Source organism: Arthrobacter sp. PvP023, assembly GCF_017832975.1.
Taxonomy (GTDB): domain Bacteria; phylum Actinomycetota; class Actinomycetes; order Actinomycetales; family Micrococcaceae; genus Arthrobacter.
The window spans coordinates 2,435,422-2,449,949 of record NZ_JAFIBI010000001.1 but is presented as its reverse complement, the minus strand read 5'-3'; the positions used below and the strand labels follow the sequence as shown (position 1 = coordinate 2,449,949).

At 65.6% G+C, this 14,528-nt stretch carries 15 protein-coding genes; 7 read left to right on the top strand and 8 right to left on the bottom strand.

Annotation, left to right across the window (positions count from 1 at the left end):
• Nucleotides 1-80: 80 nt before the first annotated feature.
• The 6 genes from yajC to pdxT form a co-directional block, all read right to left on the bottom strand.
• On the bottom strand, nt 81-491 hold the full coding sequence (gene yajC / locus JOE31_RS11330; protein WP_209748354.1) for a preprotein translocase subunit YajC: 411 nt from the start codon (nt 489-491) through the stop codon (nt 81-83).
• Between the two features lie 230 nt (nt 492-721).
• Nucleotides 722-1,810, bottom strand: a complete 1,089-nt coding sequence (ruvB, locus tag JOE31_RS11325) for a Holliday junction branch migration DNA helicase RuvB (RefSeq protein WP_209744383.1) — start codon at nt 1,808-1,810, stop codon at nt 722-724.
• Entirely contained in the window at nt 1,803-2,447 is a 645-nt protein-coding gene (gene ruvA / locus JOE31_RS11320) for a Holliday junction branch migration protein RuvA (RefSeq protein ID WP_209744381.1), read from the bottom strand. Before ruvA ends, ruvB begins: the two co-directional genes overlap by 8 nt.
• A gap of 92 nt (nt 2,448-2,539) precedes the next feature.
• On the bottom strand, nt 2,540-3,118 hold the full coding sequence (gene ruvC / locus JOE31_RS11315) for a crossover junction endodeoxyribonuclease RuvC (protein WP_209744379.1): 579 nt from the start codon (nt 3,116-3,118) through the stop codon (nt 2,540-2,542).
• A gap of 34 nt (nt 3,119-3,152) precedes the next feature.
• Complete coding sequence (locus JOE31_RS11310) at nt 3,153-3,908, bottom strand: YebC/PmpR family DNA-binding transcriptional regulator (RefSeq protein ID WP_209744377.1); 756 nt, start codon at nt 3,906-3,908, stop codon at nt 3,153-3,155.
• A 3-nt stretch (nt 3,909-3,911) separates the two neighbouring features.
• Nucleotides 3,912-4,622 carry a pyridoxal 5'-phosphate synthase glutaminase subunit PdxT gene (gene pdxT / locus JOE31_RS11305; protein ID WP_209744375.1) on the bottom strand — a complete coding sequence of 237 codons (711 nt, stop codon included), beginning with the start codon at nt 4,620-4,622 and terminating at the stop codon, nt 3,912-3,914.
• A gap of 91 nt (nt 4,623-4,713) precedes the next feature.
• On the opposite strand from pdxT, the gene JOE31_RS11300 reads away from it, so the two are divergent.
• The 6 genes from JOE31_RS11300 (at nt 4,714) to JOE31_RS11275 (ending at nt 9,896) form a co-directional block, all read left to right on the top strand.
• Entirely contained in the window at nt 4,714-6,003 is a 1,290-nt protein-coding gene (locus JOE31_RS11300) for a Mur ligase family protein (protein ID WP_209744372.1), read from the top strand.
• Complete coding sequence (locus JOE31_RS11295) at nt 6,000-6,722, top strand: type 1 glutamine amidotransferase (RefSeq protein ID WP_209744369.1); 723 nt, start codon at nt 6,000-6,002, stop codon at nt 6,720-6,722. The genes JOE31_RS11300 and JOE31_RS11295 overlap by 4 nt, the downstream gene beginning before the upstream one ends.
• Nucleotides 6,723-6,813: 91 nt before the next feature.
• Nucleotides 6,814-7,320, top strand: coding sequence for an NUDIX domain-containing protein (locus JOE31_RS11290; RefSeq protein ID WP_209744367.1), 507 nt, complete (start codon nt 6,814-6,816; stop codon nt 7,318-7,320).
• A 105-nt stretch (nt 7,321-7,425) separates the two neighbouring features.
• Complete coding sequence (locus JOE31_RS11285) at nt 7,426-8,406, top strand: S1C family serine protease (protein ID WP_209744365.1); 981 nt, start codon at nt 7,426-7,428, stop codon at nt 8,404-8,406.
• Nucleotides 8,407-9,027: 621 nt separating this feature from the next.
• A complete protein-coding gene (locus JOE31_RS11280) occupies nt 9,028-9,321 on the top strand; it encodes a hypothetical protein (protein WP_209744363.1) in 294 nt (97 codons plus the stop codon).
• Between the two features lie 140 nt (nt 9,322-9,461).
• Nucleotides 9,462-9,896, top strand: coding sequence for a protein phosphatase (locus JOE31_RS11275; protein WP_209744361.1), 435 nt, complete (start codon nt 9,462-9,464; stop codon nt 9,894-9,896).
• Nucleotides 9,897-9,981: 85 nt separating this feature from the next.
• Here the strand turns inward: JOE31_RS11275 and JOE31_RS11270 are convergent, their stop codons facing one another.
• Entirely contained in the window at nt 9,982-11,256 is a 1,275-nt protein-coding gene (locus JOE31_RS11270) for a CapA family protein (protein ID WP_209744359.1), read from the bottom strand.
• A gap of 82 nt (nt 11,257-11,338) precedes the next feature.
• Between JOE31_RS11270 and JOE31_RS11265 the strand changes: the two genes are divergently transcribed.
• Nucleotides 11,339-13,351 (top strand): M3 family metallopeptidase, encoded by a 2,013-nt coding sequence (locus JOE31_RS11265; RefSeq protein WP_209744356.1) that lies wholly within the window; start codon nt 11,339-11,341, stop codon nt 13,349-13,351.
• A gap of 142 nt (nt 13,352-13,493) precedes the next feature.
• Here the strand turns inward: JOE31_RS11265 and pdxS are convergent, their stop codons facing one another.
• Nucleotides 13,494-14,420 carry a pyridoxal 5'-phosphate synthase lyase subunit PdxS gene (pdxS, locus tag JOE31_RS11260; protein ID WP_011692158.1) on the bottom strand — a complete coding sequence of 309 codons (927 nt, stop codon included), beginning with the start codon at nt 14,418-14,420 and terminating at the stop codon, nt 13,494-13,496.
• Nucleotides 14,421-14,528 lie beyond the last annotated feature (108 nt).

Genomic DNA, 14,528 nt, shown 5'->3' with positions numbered 1-14,528 from the left:
GGGTGAGCTGGGCTCACACACCGGCGGCAGCCCGCGGCCGTCGTTAGTTCTACTTAGCGGGACTTGGCGGAAACGCCAGACTAGCTGTCTTTCTTGCCTTCGTCGTTGAGACGCTTCAGCGATTCTTCCGGCGTCTCGTTAACAGTCTCGGTGCGGTTGACGGCGTCGGCGCGGTCGGCGTCGTGGCCCGTCAGTGACGAGGCGTCGTCCGGAACGACGGCGGAGTCGGCGGGGGCTGCAACCGGCTCGACGATCTTGGTCACCGCCTGGCGGTGTACCGTGGCCAGGTTGCCCGGGGAAAGTTCGATCACAACCTTGTTCTCGGCCTCATCGATGGAGACAATGCGGCCGAAGAGGCCGAAGCTGGTCATGACCTCAACGCCGGGCGCGAACTGGGACTGAAGCGTTGCCTGCTGCTGCTGGGTCTTCTTGTTGCGGCGGAACATCATGAAGATGAAGAGTCCGAGCATCACGAAGAGCAGGATGGTCATGATGTCGATGCCGCCGCCGGCCTGCGGCTGGGTCTGGGCAGTAATGTGTCCGAACACAGGAAGTTTCCGTTCTGTACTTGCGTAGCTGATTTACAGCAACGTCGGCTTCGTTTCGGCCCACCCGGCAGAAAACCATGCCCAGCCAACGGCGGCCGAAGCCGCCCACAGAAACAAAGACCCGAACGTGCCGAGCGTCATACCAGTCTAAAGGGAAAGTCAGCCGGACGCTGCTATTGCCCGTTGGGCAGCCACTCCGCCACCGGCTCGACGCCGAGGTCTTCCACCTCAAAAAGCGCCAGCGCCTCCTGGCCGAACACCCCTTCCGGAACCGCGTAGCCAAGGTGCGTCCAGGCGGGAGCCATGGCGATCCGCCCACGCGGCGTCCGTCCCAGCAGGCCCTCGCGGACAAGATAGGGCTCAGCCACGGTTTCCACCGTTTCCGGTTCCTCCCCCACCGCAATAGCCAGCGTGGAAAGTCCCACCGGGCCGCCGCCGAACTTGGTGATGAGGGCTTCGAGGACGGAGCGGTCCAGCCGGTCCAGGCCCCTTTTGTCCACTTCGTACATGTCCAGCGCGGCCGACGCTGCCCGGGCATCGATTTGCTCGATTCCGTGGACCAGCGCCCAGTCGCGGACTCGGCGGAGCAGGCGGTTCGCAATGCGGGGGGTGCCCCGGGACCGGCCCGCGATTTCGCTGAAGCCTGCCGAATTGACCTTGAGGTCCAGCAGCCCGGCCGAACGCCTCAGGACTAGCTCCAGCTCCTCCACGGAGTAGAACTCCAGGTGGCCCGTGAACCCGAACCTGTCCCGCAACGGTCCCGGAAGGAGCCCGGCGCGGGTGGTGGCGCCCACGAGGGTAAACGGAGGCAGCTCGAGGGGAATTGCCGTGGCGCCTGCGCCTTTGCCCACCACGATGTCCACACGGAAATCCTCCATGGCCATGTACAGCATTTCCTCCGCAGGACGGGACATCCGGTGGATCTCGTCCAGGAACAGGACCTCCCCCTCCGACAGCGAGGAAAGGATGGCGGCGAGGTCGCCGGCGTGCTGGATGGCCGGACCACTGCTGATCCGCAGCGGAGCATTCATCTCTGCGGCGATGATCATGGACAAAGTGGTCTTGCCGAGGCCGGGCGGGCCGGAGAGCAGGACGTGGTCGGCACTGCGTCCGCGCATCCGCGATGCTTCCAGCACCAGCGACAATTGCTTGCGGACACGGTGCTGGCCTACGAAGTCGTGCAGGTTCTTGGGACGAAGGGCCGCCTCAATGACCCTTTCCTCGGGCTCCTCTCCCCCGCCCACCAGGGAAGAATCAGCCACGGCTGCCTACCCTGTTGCCGGCACGCGCGCCGTCCTGCCCCAGCCAGCGCAGCGTGGCCCGCAGGATTTCGGCCACCTGGCCGCCGGCTTCGAGTTCCGGGGAATCAGAGAGTGCTTTGTCGATGCTGGACGCGGCGTCTTTTTCGGACCAGCCAAGACTCGTCATTGCCGCCACCACCTGCGGCTTCCAGGGCGCGGGCGCGGATGCTGCCGGAGCCGCCGCTGCACCGGTCCCGTGCGGCACGAGTTTGCCGGCCAACTCCAGCACAATCCTGCCGGCAACCTTGGGTCCGATCCCGGGGACTTTGGTGAAGGCCTTTCCGTCCCCGGTGTGCGCGGCCACCCGGATTGCCTCGGGATCATGGACGGCCAGCACGGCCAGGGCAAGGCGCGGCCCCACGCCGCTCACGCTGAGCAGGACATCGAAGACCTCGCGTTCGTCGTCGCTGGAGAACCCGAAAAGCGTCAGTGAATCCTCACGCACGATGAGGGAGGTAAAGAGCTTGCCCTCTTCGCCGGTGCGCAACCCGCTGAGGGTTTGCGGTGTGGCGTTAACGCTCATGCCGGCGCCGTTGAGGTCGATCACGGCGGAGGACAACCCGACGTGCGCTACGGTTCCGCGGAGAAAACTGATCAAGGCCGGGCTCCTGGGTCTACAGCAAAATGCAGCCGGCGCTAAACCGGCTATCCGAACATATCTACGAATACCCTAGCAAGGGGTCCGGACATTCACCGTGCACGGCGCGCCTTGGCTTCCGCCTCGGCCCACGCGCGCTGGGCCGGGGTCAGCGACTGGCTGCCCGGTCCGGTGGTCGCTATGGCGGCTCCGCTCCCGGCCCGCCACGCATGCGTGATGGCCAGTGCCAGCGCATCGGCGGCGTCCGCCGGGCGGGGCGGGGCATCCAGACGGAGGATCTTGGTGACGAGTTTCGTGACGGCGTCCTTGTTGGACGTTCCGCTGCCGGTGACGGCCGCCTTGACCTCCGACGGGGTATGCAGGGCAACCGGGATGCCGCGCCGGGCGGCGGCGGCAATCACCACACCGGATGCCTGGGCGACCCCCATCACCGTGCTGACGTTGAGCTGGGAGAACACCCGCTCCACGGCAAGGACGTGGGGTTCGTAGCGGTCCAGCCAGTCGTCGATGGACGTGGCGATAAGCAGCAGCCTCCGGTCCAGGCTCTCATCCGGGGACGTACCCACCACACCGACAGCCACCATGGTGGCCCGCCGGTTCTTCTCGACGTCCACGACGCCGATGCCGCAACGGGTGAGGCCCGGGTCGACTCCCAATACTCGGAGGGTCAAGGCCGGGCCTCAGTTTCACAGCAGGGCTGCGGGATCACTCGGCTTCCAGTGCGGCCTGCACTTCGTCGCTGAGGTCGGCATTGCTGTAGACGTTCTGCACGTCGTCGAGCTCCTCCAATGCGTCCACCAGCTTCATGAACTTCTTGGCGGCGTCGAGGTCCAGCGGGACCTCCATGGACGGGACGAACTCCGCTTCGTCGGTGTCGTATTCGATCCCGGCTTCCTTGAGGGCGTCGCGGATGGCCTGGAGATCCTTCGGGTCAGAGTGGATCTCGAAGGTTTCGCCGTTGTCCTTGACTTCCTCGGCGCCGGCGTCCAGGACGGCCATCAGGACGTCGTCCTCGCTGAGGCCGTTCTTGGGCAGGGTGACTACGCCCTTGCGGGAGAAAAGGTAGCTGACGGAGCCGGGATCGGCGATGGTGCCGCCGTTGCGGGAGATGGCGAGGCGGACCTCGGACGCGGCGCGGTTCTTGTTGTCCGTGAGGCACTCGATGAGCAAGGCCGAGCCCTGCGGGCCGCGGCACTCGTACATGATCTCCGTGTAGTCCACGACCTCGCCGGTGAGGCCGGCACCGCGCTTGATGGCGCGGTCAATGTTGTCAGCGGGAACTGAGGTCTTCTTGGCCTTTGTGACGGCGAGTTCCAGGCTCGGGTTGCCCGCGAGGTCCGGGCCGCCCATCCGGGCGGCGACTTCGATGTTCTTGATCAGTTTGGCGAACGATTTTGCCCGGCGGCTATCAAGGATGGCCTTCTTGTGCTTGGTCGTCGCCCATTTGGAGTGGCCTGACATGCTTTACGCTTCTCCTCTGATCATTCGAATAAACAGTTCATGCACGCGCTTCTCCCCCGTCACTTCCGGGTGGAATGAGGTGGCCAGCAGGTGGCCTGAACGCACTGCAACAATTCTAGCCGTCCCCTGCAGCGCGGCCGCATGCGAAGCATGCTCCGGATCCGCGGGTTCCACCTGTGCCAGGACCTCCACGCCCGGGCCTACGCGCTCCACCCAGGGGCCGCGGATGAACACCGCGTGTACCGGCGCGACACCCGAACCGGTGTCGCTGAAGCCGAGCCCCTTGAATTCGAGGTCGGTTTCAAAGGATTCCCGCTGTCGGCCGAACGCGTTGCGTCGGACGGTGATGTCCAGTCCGCCGAACGTCTGCTGTGGATTGCCGGCCAGGTCCGTGGCGGGGTCCGCGATCTCGTCGGCGAGCAGGATCATGCCGGCGCAGGAGCCGTATACGGGCAGTCCTTCGGCGATGAGCTTACGCAAGGGATCCGCGAGTTCGAAGGCCCTGGCCAGCTTGTCGATCGCGGTGGATTCGCCACCGGGAATGATCAGGCCGTCGATGCCGTCAAGTTCGGACGGGCGCCTGATTCCGATGCCGGCGGCGCCGGTAGCTTCTGCGGCGCGCAGGTGCTCCCGGAAGTCGCCCTGAAGGGCCAGGACACCGATTCGCAGGCCTGCGCCCGCGCGGGAATAGTCCGTGGAAGGGGGGTTGGTCATCCAATCAGCATAGTGGCCACCGCGGTCGGAGGCTTGCCGGAACAGGCCGGCCGGCCCGGTTCCATGCCGCGACTGGGATATATTACTGAGCATGCTTTACATCAGCGTTCCGCTCGGCAAGCTCGTCCGCCGGGTCTCCCGGCTCAGGGGCGGAGGCTCCGCCCTCCCCGGCCTTGTGGTGGAGAAAATCGACCCCGGATTCATGCAGCGGACACTGTCCACGCTCCCGTTGGGCGTCGCCGTCGTGAGCGGAACGAACGGCAAAACAACCACCACCAAAATGGTGGTGGAACTGCTCGAGAGCCAGGGGCTGAAGGTCTTTACGAACCGCACCGGAAGCAACTTCACCCGTGGTGTGGCTGCGGCTTTGCTGGGCGACGTCGACTGGCGGGGCCGGCTGAACGCGGACATCGCGGTGCTGGAGCTGGATGAGGCGCACGCCGTCCACTTCGTCAACAGGGTTCCGCCGCGCTACAGCCTGCTGCTCAACGTCCTCCGCGACCAGCTGGACCGCTTCGGCGAGATCGACAAGACCGCCCAACTCCTGCAGCACATCGCTTCAAAAACCACCGGAACGGTGGTCCTGAACCGTGAGGATCCCCGCGTCGCCCGGATCGCCGACACCCTGCACGGACCGGACGTCCGCTACTTCGGGCTCGACGATTCCCTGCTCAGCACGTTCCCGAACGACGACGACCTCCGCGCCGGCCCGGGCAGCCCTGTGCCGGCAATGCCCGAAAAGCCGCATGCCGACGTCGTGCTCAGCCGGGTGGGGGCGGACGACGCCGATTTTGAGTACGACGGCGCCACGGTCACCACCGGGATGAAGCTCCGGGGGGTCTACAACATCTTCAACGCGGCGGCCGCGCTTGCACTTGCCCGCTGCATCGCCGGGAACGGCGACACCCCGACGGATCATGATGGCCTCCTCAAGGCCCTGTCACAGGTAGCACCTGCCTTCGGCCGGGGTGAGAGCCTGGGGGTCGACGGACTGCCCCTGGACCTGGTGCTGGTCAAGAACCCCAGCGGTTTCCGCCTGGGCCTGAAGTCCTTCCCGGCCGGCGGCTACGCCACGATGGTGGCGATCAACGACAACTATGCCGATGGCCGCGACATGTCCTGGCTTTGGGACGTGGAGTTCGATTCTCTGCGTGAAGGCGGCGTGGACCAGTTGACCGGTTCCCGGGCCTACGACATGGCCCTGCGGCTGCAATACGACGACGTTGCCGTCGGTGCCGTCAACCCGGAGATCGCGCCGGCCCTCGCGGCCTTTATCCAAGGTGCGAAAGGTAAACCCAAACGCATCTTCTGCACCTACACCGCAATGCTCGCCATCCGCCGCGAGCTCTCCAAAATCACTACCGTGGAGGTGGTCTCATGAGCAAGGGAACCATCCGTGTCCTGCAGCTGTACCCGCGCGACATGAACATCTACGGCGACTGGGGCAACGCGCTGGTGATCCAGCAGAGGCTGCGCTGGCACGGCTACACCCCGGAACTCCTCGAATACAACGTCGGCGACGAGTTCCCGGCCGGCGTCGACCTGATCGTGGGCGGAGGCGGCCAGGACAGCGGCCAGCTGGTCATTCAGGACGACCTGCTCTCCCGCGAATCGACGCTGAAGGAACTGGCAGAAGCAGGTACGCCCATGCTGCTGATCTGCGGGATGTACCAGCTCTTCGGAAAGTTTTTCAAGACCCGCACGGGATCGGTCATTCCCGGTATCGGCGTGTTGGACGTGGAAACCCACGGAACCGACGAACGCCTGATCGGGAACGTTACGGTGGCTTCTCCCGAGTTCGGCGACATCCTCGGTTACGAAAACCACAGCGGACAAACGACGCTCGGCCCCGGGGTCCAGCCCCTTGGCAGCACCCCCAAGGGCATCGGCAATAACAGCAAGGACTGTCAGGAAGGGGCGCGCTACCGGAACATCGTGGCCAGCTACCTCCATGGATCGCTCCTGCCGAAGAACCCTGCGATTGCCGACTTCCTGATCCGCACCGCCGTCGAACGCAAATACGGCAGCTTCACACCGGGTGCGCCGGATGACCGCTACGCCGTGCTGGCGCGTGAACACGCCTCACGGCGGCCACGCTAGGGACGGCCGGTTCAGTTCCGCCTGCCTTTCCGCGCGGAACGCCGGTGACGGTTTGTGACCGCCAGGAGACCGGGCGTGGGAAACTGGTCCCATGGACACCGCAGCTGCCAGCTTCCCGGAACACCTTCGCAACCCGTCCCGCCCCCGCGATCCAGGGGACGCCTGGGTCGAAGGCGCTCTGGGCAGGTTCTGGGGCCGCTTCGGGTCTGCCGGGCTCCTGGTACAGGATCCCGGCAAAGGCATCCTGCTCCAGCACCGGGCCACCTGGAGCCACCATGGCGGCACCTGGGGCCTGCCCGGCGGGGCGTTGCACCAGGGCGAAGACGCCATTACGGGCGCCCTGCGGGAAGCACACGAAGAAGCGGCCGTCCCGCCGGACAACGTGCGCGTCCTCTTCACGTCCGTGTTCGACGTCGGATACTGGTCATACACCACCGTGGCGGTGCGCGTTGTTGAATCCTTCGAACCGGCCATCAACGATCCGGAGAGCATCGAGCTGAAGTGGGTCCCGGCCGGTTCCGTTGAAGACAGGGAACTCCACCCGGCGTTCGCCACGGCCTGGCCTGAGCTATGGCGCCGGCTGGTGCATCCCCGCTGATCCCCTGGTTTTTCTGCCTGGTTTCTCTGACGGCGTAGCAGTGGCCGGACTAGTGGCGCGAGCACAGCCGTTGACATAGGTAGGCACCATGTCAGGAGGCACACCATGGCGGCAGCCAGCAGCGGGATCAACGGAACCCACACCCTTGAAGACCCGCTCGATTCCTATTCCGCAACAGTCATCCGCGTCGCGGAAACCGACACCCCGCACGTAGCTGCCGTCGAAATGACCGGCACGGGCCGCAACGGCAGATACCGGGTTGGCGCAGGCTCGGCTGTCCTGTTCACCTCCGACGGCTACCTGGTGACCAACGCGCATGTGGTGGGCTCTGCGGGAAAAGGACACGCCGTGTTCGCCGACGGCACCCGGACGGCTGTTGAAGTGGTGGGCGCCGATCCCCTGTCCGACCTCGCTGTTGTCCACGGTAAGGCACCCATGGTCCGGCCGGCCGAATTCGGCGACGCCGAACTCCTCAAGGTCGGGCAGCTGGTGATCGCGGTGGGTAATCCGCTGGGACTCTCGGGCTCCGTGACCGCAGGAGTGGTCAGCGGCCTGGGCCGTTCCATCCCCGTGTGGTCCGGACGCAACCGGCGCGTGATCGAGGACGTCATCCAGACCGACGCCGCGCTTAACCCCGGCAACTCCGGAGGCGCCCTGGCCGACGCACGGGGCAGGATCGTGGGCATCAACACGGCGGTCGCCGGAGCGGGACTGGGTTTGGCGGTTCCTATCAACGCCACGTCTCGCCGGATTATCGCCTCGCTCCTCTCGGACGGGCAGGTCCGGCGGGCCTACCTGGGGCTCGTGAACACACCCGTGCAGCTTCCGGTCAGCTCGGTGGTCCGAACCGGCCACCGGGATGGCCTACTGGTTGTCGAAGTGCTTCCGGGATCACCCGCCGAACGGGCGGGCCTTCGCGCCGGAGACGTGCTGTTGAGCGTAGGGCGGAAATCCGTTTCGAACGCGGAGAGCCTCCAGAAGCTGCTCTTCTCGGAGGCCATCGGGGCACCGTTGGACATTTCGGCGCTCCGCGACGGCACCGAACTCCACGTAGTGGCCGTACCGGAGGAAATGAGCGCGCCGTAACATTCCGGAGGGCCGGGGTGCGGAACGATGCCGAACGGCCGAAATGGCGCCAATTTCACACAAATCCGACAGAGGCAGCTGATGAAACTGTCCCGCGATGAGGATACCGCAATCCCGCCTGTAATAAACCCCTGAGCCTATTCTGATCCGGGTCACACCGCTATCGTTGTTAGTGGACATCCCCCCGGTTCACAGCGACGTGGCGGACGGGCGATGTTCCGGCTTTACAGCCGGGTTGCCGGACCACTGTTCCTGGACCCGGGTTATTGGGGTATTGGGGTAGGCACCGGGGGGTGCCCTCATATCGATACCGTGCACCGACGCCAGTTATGCGCAGCGCGGTGCGCGGGGGTTTCCCGAAAGCGGCAGGACTCTGCGTTGCCGCGATGAATCGAGTCGCCAAAAATGGGGCACAAGCCGATTCACGGAACGTATCGCCGCATAAATTTGGGGCCACAAACCGCAGGCAAACATTCGAACAGGAATCTTGAGTCCGGCACTGTCCACAGCGGGCGCACCGGAAGTCATGCGATTCACCACCGAGATTCCGCCTGCCCGGATGAGCCTGCGGGCAACCATCAGGAATTAACCACAAGTTAGGACGATCTCATGAAGAGGTCAATGGGATTACTCGCATCCACCCTGCTGGCCGCGGGACTCGGTATTGGCGGAACGGCAATGGCTGCCGGACCTGCCGCAGCGGATACGGGACTGCAGTCCGTCACGATTTCCGCTGAGAACTACCAGGGTTACACGGACCACAAGAGGGACGACGACAAGCGCGACTGGCGTCACGACCGCAGGTGGTGTGAGCGGAACGGCTACTGGCACCACCACAGGGGTGACCGGGACCACAGGGGTGGCTGGCACTTCCACAGCTACTGTGACGACGACCATCGACGCGGCCACCACTAGGCTGCCAACCGGCGCCTGACCGGCCGGTCTCAGGCGCCGCCGGTCTGAGGCGGCACGGGAGGGGCACCGCATCACAGCGATGCCCCTTCCTTGGGCGCCACACCCTTCCCGTTCCGGCGATTGGATGCCAGAGTCAGTCCATGAATACCTGGGACCCACGGGCTGCCGGCGTCGTCAGCTTCCCCTCCGGCAGGCTGATCCGCGCGCGGGCGCTCCGTCAGCCGCTACCGCCGGGTCCCCGCCCCGACTTCGCCGTGTACCTGCTCGGCAGGCGCCCGGCTCCAGCGGGATGGGAGCAACGGTGGGTGCGTTGGCCGGATTTCTGGCTGCCGGTCCACGAGACAGATGCCCTGGATGCGTTGCGGGAAGCATGGCTGCGATCGGAGGCGGAGCGGGTTGAAATCGCCTGCCGGGGCGGTCGCGGCAGGACCGGCACTGCCCTCGCCTGCCTCGCCGTTATGGATGGCATCCCGCCCGGGCGGGCGGTGTCGTTCGTAAGGGAGCAGTACGGGCGGGCGGTGGAGGCACCCTGGCAACACTGGTTTGTCAGGCATGTTGCCCGCAGGATCAAGTGAACCGCTGTCCCGCAGCCATGGCCGACTGCCCAAGGTTCGCGAACTCACAGGTCCCGCTTCTCCAAGCCAGCACTTGGCGCCGTCTCTATCGTTCGGCGGAAATGATCAGTTCCCGGGCACCCGCCGCTGCGGCCCCCATGGATTCCACTACCGTCCGGGTCCTCAACCGCGTGGCAGCGTCCGCTTCGGAGCCGGCGCACGGTCCCTGCGGCGCATCGGCAGCCACGGAACACCAGCGGTAGGGGTTGCGGACGATCACCGAGGGCACCCAGGCAAGGTCCGACGCCTGCCATTTTCCGACTGCGTCCTGGCTGAACTGCGCCCGCACCAGCAGGCCCTCGTTGTTCACCACATACCAGGGGGACAGCTCGGTCACGCCGTTGCCCAGACCGTAAACGATCCACGTCCCTTTGTAGTTTTCAATGGGCAGCACGGAGTGTGTGTGATGGCCGTAAATCATGGTGAATTCGCCGCTGTCCACCAGGGCATGGGCCGTGTCCTGCTGCTGGGCGTTCGGGGTGCTGGCATATTCGTCACCGGCGTGCATGACTCCAAGTACGATGTCCGCACCGAGCGCCTTGGCCTTCTTCGCTTTGGCAATCATGGCCGGCGCATCGAGCATGTCCACCTGCCAGGCGTGCTCGGGGTATTGCCCGTTCAGGCCGTAGGCGGCTTCGATCACCGCTATCCTGGCGGCATCGGTCTGCAGGATCAGGATGCCCTGCGAGTCGGCCTCGGTCCGGTAGGAGCCCGTGTGTTTCAAGCCGGCGGCATCCAGCGCGTCGAGGGTCCGGACGAGGCCGCTGGTCCCTTGGTCGATGGTGTGGTTGCTGGCGGTGGTGCAGGCCTGGTAGCCAACGTTCTTCGACGCGGTGACGATCTGTGGCGGCACGTTGAACGAGGGGTAGGCCGAGAAGGGACCCTCCGGTTCCGCGACCGGAGTTTCCTGGTGGCAGATGGCGAGGTCGCTTGCCCTGATGTACTCACGCTGGCCTTCGAGCAACGGGGCGAAGTCCAACCCGGGTTTTCCGAGCGCCGCCGCGTCGGCACGCGCCTGGTCCCACAACTGGGCATGGACCAGCATGTCCCCGGTCACCAGCACGGACGAGCACCGGACAGCCGCGCACGCCGGGCCCTTGCCTGCTGTCGGTTCCGGAGAAGGGGCCGGCGCCTCAGGTGCAGCTGACGACGGCGGTGCGGAGGCCGCCGTCGTGCCCGCCGCTTCGGCGGAACGCTGCCCGGCGCCCTGTTCGGCCACAACGCCGCACGACGACAAGCTCAGCAGCAGGGCAACAGCGGCCAACGCCGCGACTCCCCGTCCAGCGGTTGATTTACGGTAGCATCCGTGCGATTCCCCCATGGGCGCCATCCTACGGCGGGCCATCCCGGAATACCGAAAATTCACCGTTGAGAACCGCCCGGTTACATGAAAGGGTTGCTTCATGACCAACCCCCTCCTGAGCCCCAGCCCTTTGCCGTTCGGGCTCCCCCCGTTTGCCGAAATCGAAGAGTCCCACTATTCCGAGGCGGTCCGCGCAGGCCTTGCCGGGCACTTGGCTGAGATCCGGGTAATCGTGGGCAATCCGGAACCCGCAACCTTCGAAAACACCGTGCTGGCCATGGAGCGTTCCGGGCAGCTCCTCCAGCGCGCCGCCGCGTCGTTCTACACGCTGGTCTCTGCCGATGCCTCGGACGGCATCCGCGCCCTCGAGACGGAACTGTCCCCGGAGTTTTCCGCCCATCAGGACGCCATCTACATGAACCGGGGGCTGTTTGACCGGTTCGCCGCCGTGGACGTCACCGGGCTCGACGAAGAATCCGCCAGGCTCGTGGAGGAGTACCTCAAGGAGTTCCGCCAGTCGGGCATCCAGCTCGATGACGCCGGGCAGGAACGGCTCAGGACGGTAAACGCGGAGCTGTCCCGGCTCGGAACTGAATTCGGTCAGCGCACCAAGGAGGCCATGAAGACCTCGGCCCTGCTTCTCGACGACGGCGCGGAACTGTCAGGGCTGCCGGCGGACGACGTCGCCAGCGCCGCCGAAGCAGCCCGCGCGGCCGGGCACGACGGAAAATTCCTGCTCGCGCTCATCCAGCCCAGCAACCAGCCCGCCATGGCGTCCCTGGAAAACCGCGACGTCCGGCGCCGCCTCTACCAGGCGTCCATCAGCCGGGGAAGTAGCGGGGGCAGCCTCGATGTGCTGGAGCTGGTGCAGTCCATGGTTGCGCTCCGCGCCGAGAAGGCCCGCCTGCTGGGGTTCGCCAACTACGCCGAGCTCACCGTGGACCGGCAGACGGCACCCGATTTCGAAGCTGTGCAGACCACGATGAACCGGCTGGCTCCTGCCGCCGTCCGGAACGCCGACGCCGAAGCGGCCGCCCTGGCAGAGGTGGCAGGCCATCCGCTCGAGGCCTGGGACTGGGCCTACTATTCCGCGAAAGTGCGGCGCGAGCGGTACAGCGTGGACGAGCAGGCGTTGCGCCCGTACTTCGAACTGGACCGGGTCCTGCGCGACGGAGTCTTCTTCGCCGCCACATCCCTGTACGGGGTCACCTTCCACGAACGCACCGACCTCCAGGGCTACCACCCCGACGTCCGGGTCTGGGAAGTCCGCAACGAGGACGGATCAGAGCTGGGCCTGTTCCTTGGGGACTACTACTCGCGTGAAACCAAACGCGGCGGCGCCTGGATGAACTCGCTGGTGGACCAGTCCGCGCTGCTGGGCACACAGCCGGTAGTGATCAACAACCTGAACATTTCCAAGCCGCCGGCCGGAGAGCCCACACTGCTGACCCTGGACGAACTCCGGACTGCGTTCCACGAGTTCGGGCATGCCCTGCACGGACTGTTTTCCCGCGTGACCTTCCCGCGGTTCTCCGGTACCGCCGTTCCGCGGGACTTCGTGGAGTACCCCTCCCAGGTCAACGAAATGTGGATCATGTGGCCCGAGGTGCTGGCCAACTACGCCCGCCACCACGTCACCGGCGAGCCCCTGGCCCAGGACATCGTGGACAGGCTCAATGAATCGCAACTGTGGGGCGAAGGTTTCGGCACCACGGAGTACCTGGGCGCTGCGCTCCTGGACCTTGCCTGGCATGTCCTGGACGAATCCGGGGTCCCGGCCGATGTCCTGGCGTTCGAAGCCAAGGCCCTGGCGGCCGCCGGTGTTGCGCACCATCTGATTCCGCCGCGGTACCGCACCGGCTACTTCCAGCACATCTTCGCCGGGGACGGCTACGCTGCGGGCTACTACTCCTACATCTGGAGCGAGGTACTTGATGCGGACACCGTGGAATGGTTCAAGGAAAACGGCGGGCTCAGCCGGGTCAACGGCGATTTCTTCCGGAACGAACTGCTGTCCCGGGGCAACAGCCGCGAACCGCTGGATTCGTTCCGTGCCTTCCGGGGCCGGGACGCCCGGCTGGAGCCGCTGCTGAAACGCCGCGGTCTCGAATAGCTTCCTCCCCCCCAACTGACTGGCAGTTAAGGTCGTGAAAGGCGAGTTTCGCGACGTTAACTGCTAGTCAGTTGGGTTAACCGACGACGGCGGCGGGCCACCTTCCCGGGTGACCCGCCGCCGTCGTACTGCTGTTGAGCTGTTACCAGCCGCGCTCGGCGAGGCGGTGCGGCTGCGGGATTTCGTCGACGTTGATGCCCACCATGGCTTCGCCCAGGCCGCGGGAGGCCTTGGCGATCACGTCGGGGTCATCGAAGAAGGTGGTGGCTTTCACGACGGCGGCGGCACGCTGGGCCGGGTTGCCGGACTTGAAGATGCCGGAGCCGACGAACACGCCGTCAGCGCCGAGCTGCATCATCATCGCGGCGTCGGCCGGGGTGGCGATGCCGCCGGCGGTGAATAGGACGACGGGGAGCTTGCCGGCGGCAGCAACTTCCTTGACCAGTTCGTACGGGGCCTGCAGTTCCTTGGCCGCGACGTAGAGCTCGTCTTCGGGCAGGGCCGCGAGCTTGGCGATCTCGGAACGGATCTGGCGCATGTGACCGGTGGCGTTGGAGACGTCGCCCGTACCGGCTTCGCCCTTGGACCGGATCATGGCCGCGCCCTCGTTGATGCGGCGCAGCGCCTCACCAAGGTTGGTGGCGCCACAGACGAAGGGAACCTTGAAGTTCCACTTGTCGATGTGGTTGACGTAGTCGGCCGGGGTCAGGACCTCGGACTCGTCGATGTAGTCCACGCCGAGGGACTGCAGGACCTGGGCTTCGACAAAGTGGCCGATCCGGGCCTTGGCCATGACCGGCACGGAAACGGCTTCGATGATCTTGTCGATCATGTCCGGATCGGACATGCGGGACACGCCGCCCTGGGCCCGGATGTCGGCCGGAACGCGTTCCAGCGCCATCACGGCCACGGCACCGGCGTCTTCGGCGATGCGGGCTTGTTCGACGTTGACGACGTCCATGATGACGCCGCCCTTGAGCATCTCTGCCATGCCGCGCTTGACGCGGTTGCTGCCCGTGACGCTGTTGGCGGACGAGCCGGCTTCGCTGCTTACATCAGGTGTAGACACAAAAACCCCTATGGGTAGCTAGATGTTACGTAGATCCGGTCTCTCGGTTCCGGCGCAGGCGGCAGCATAGACGGGATAAGCCACGCCGCGCGCACACCGGATTACCGG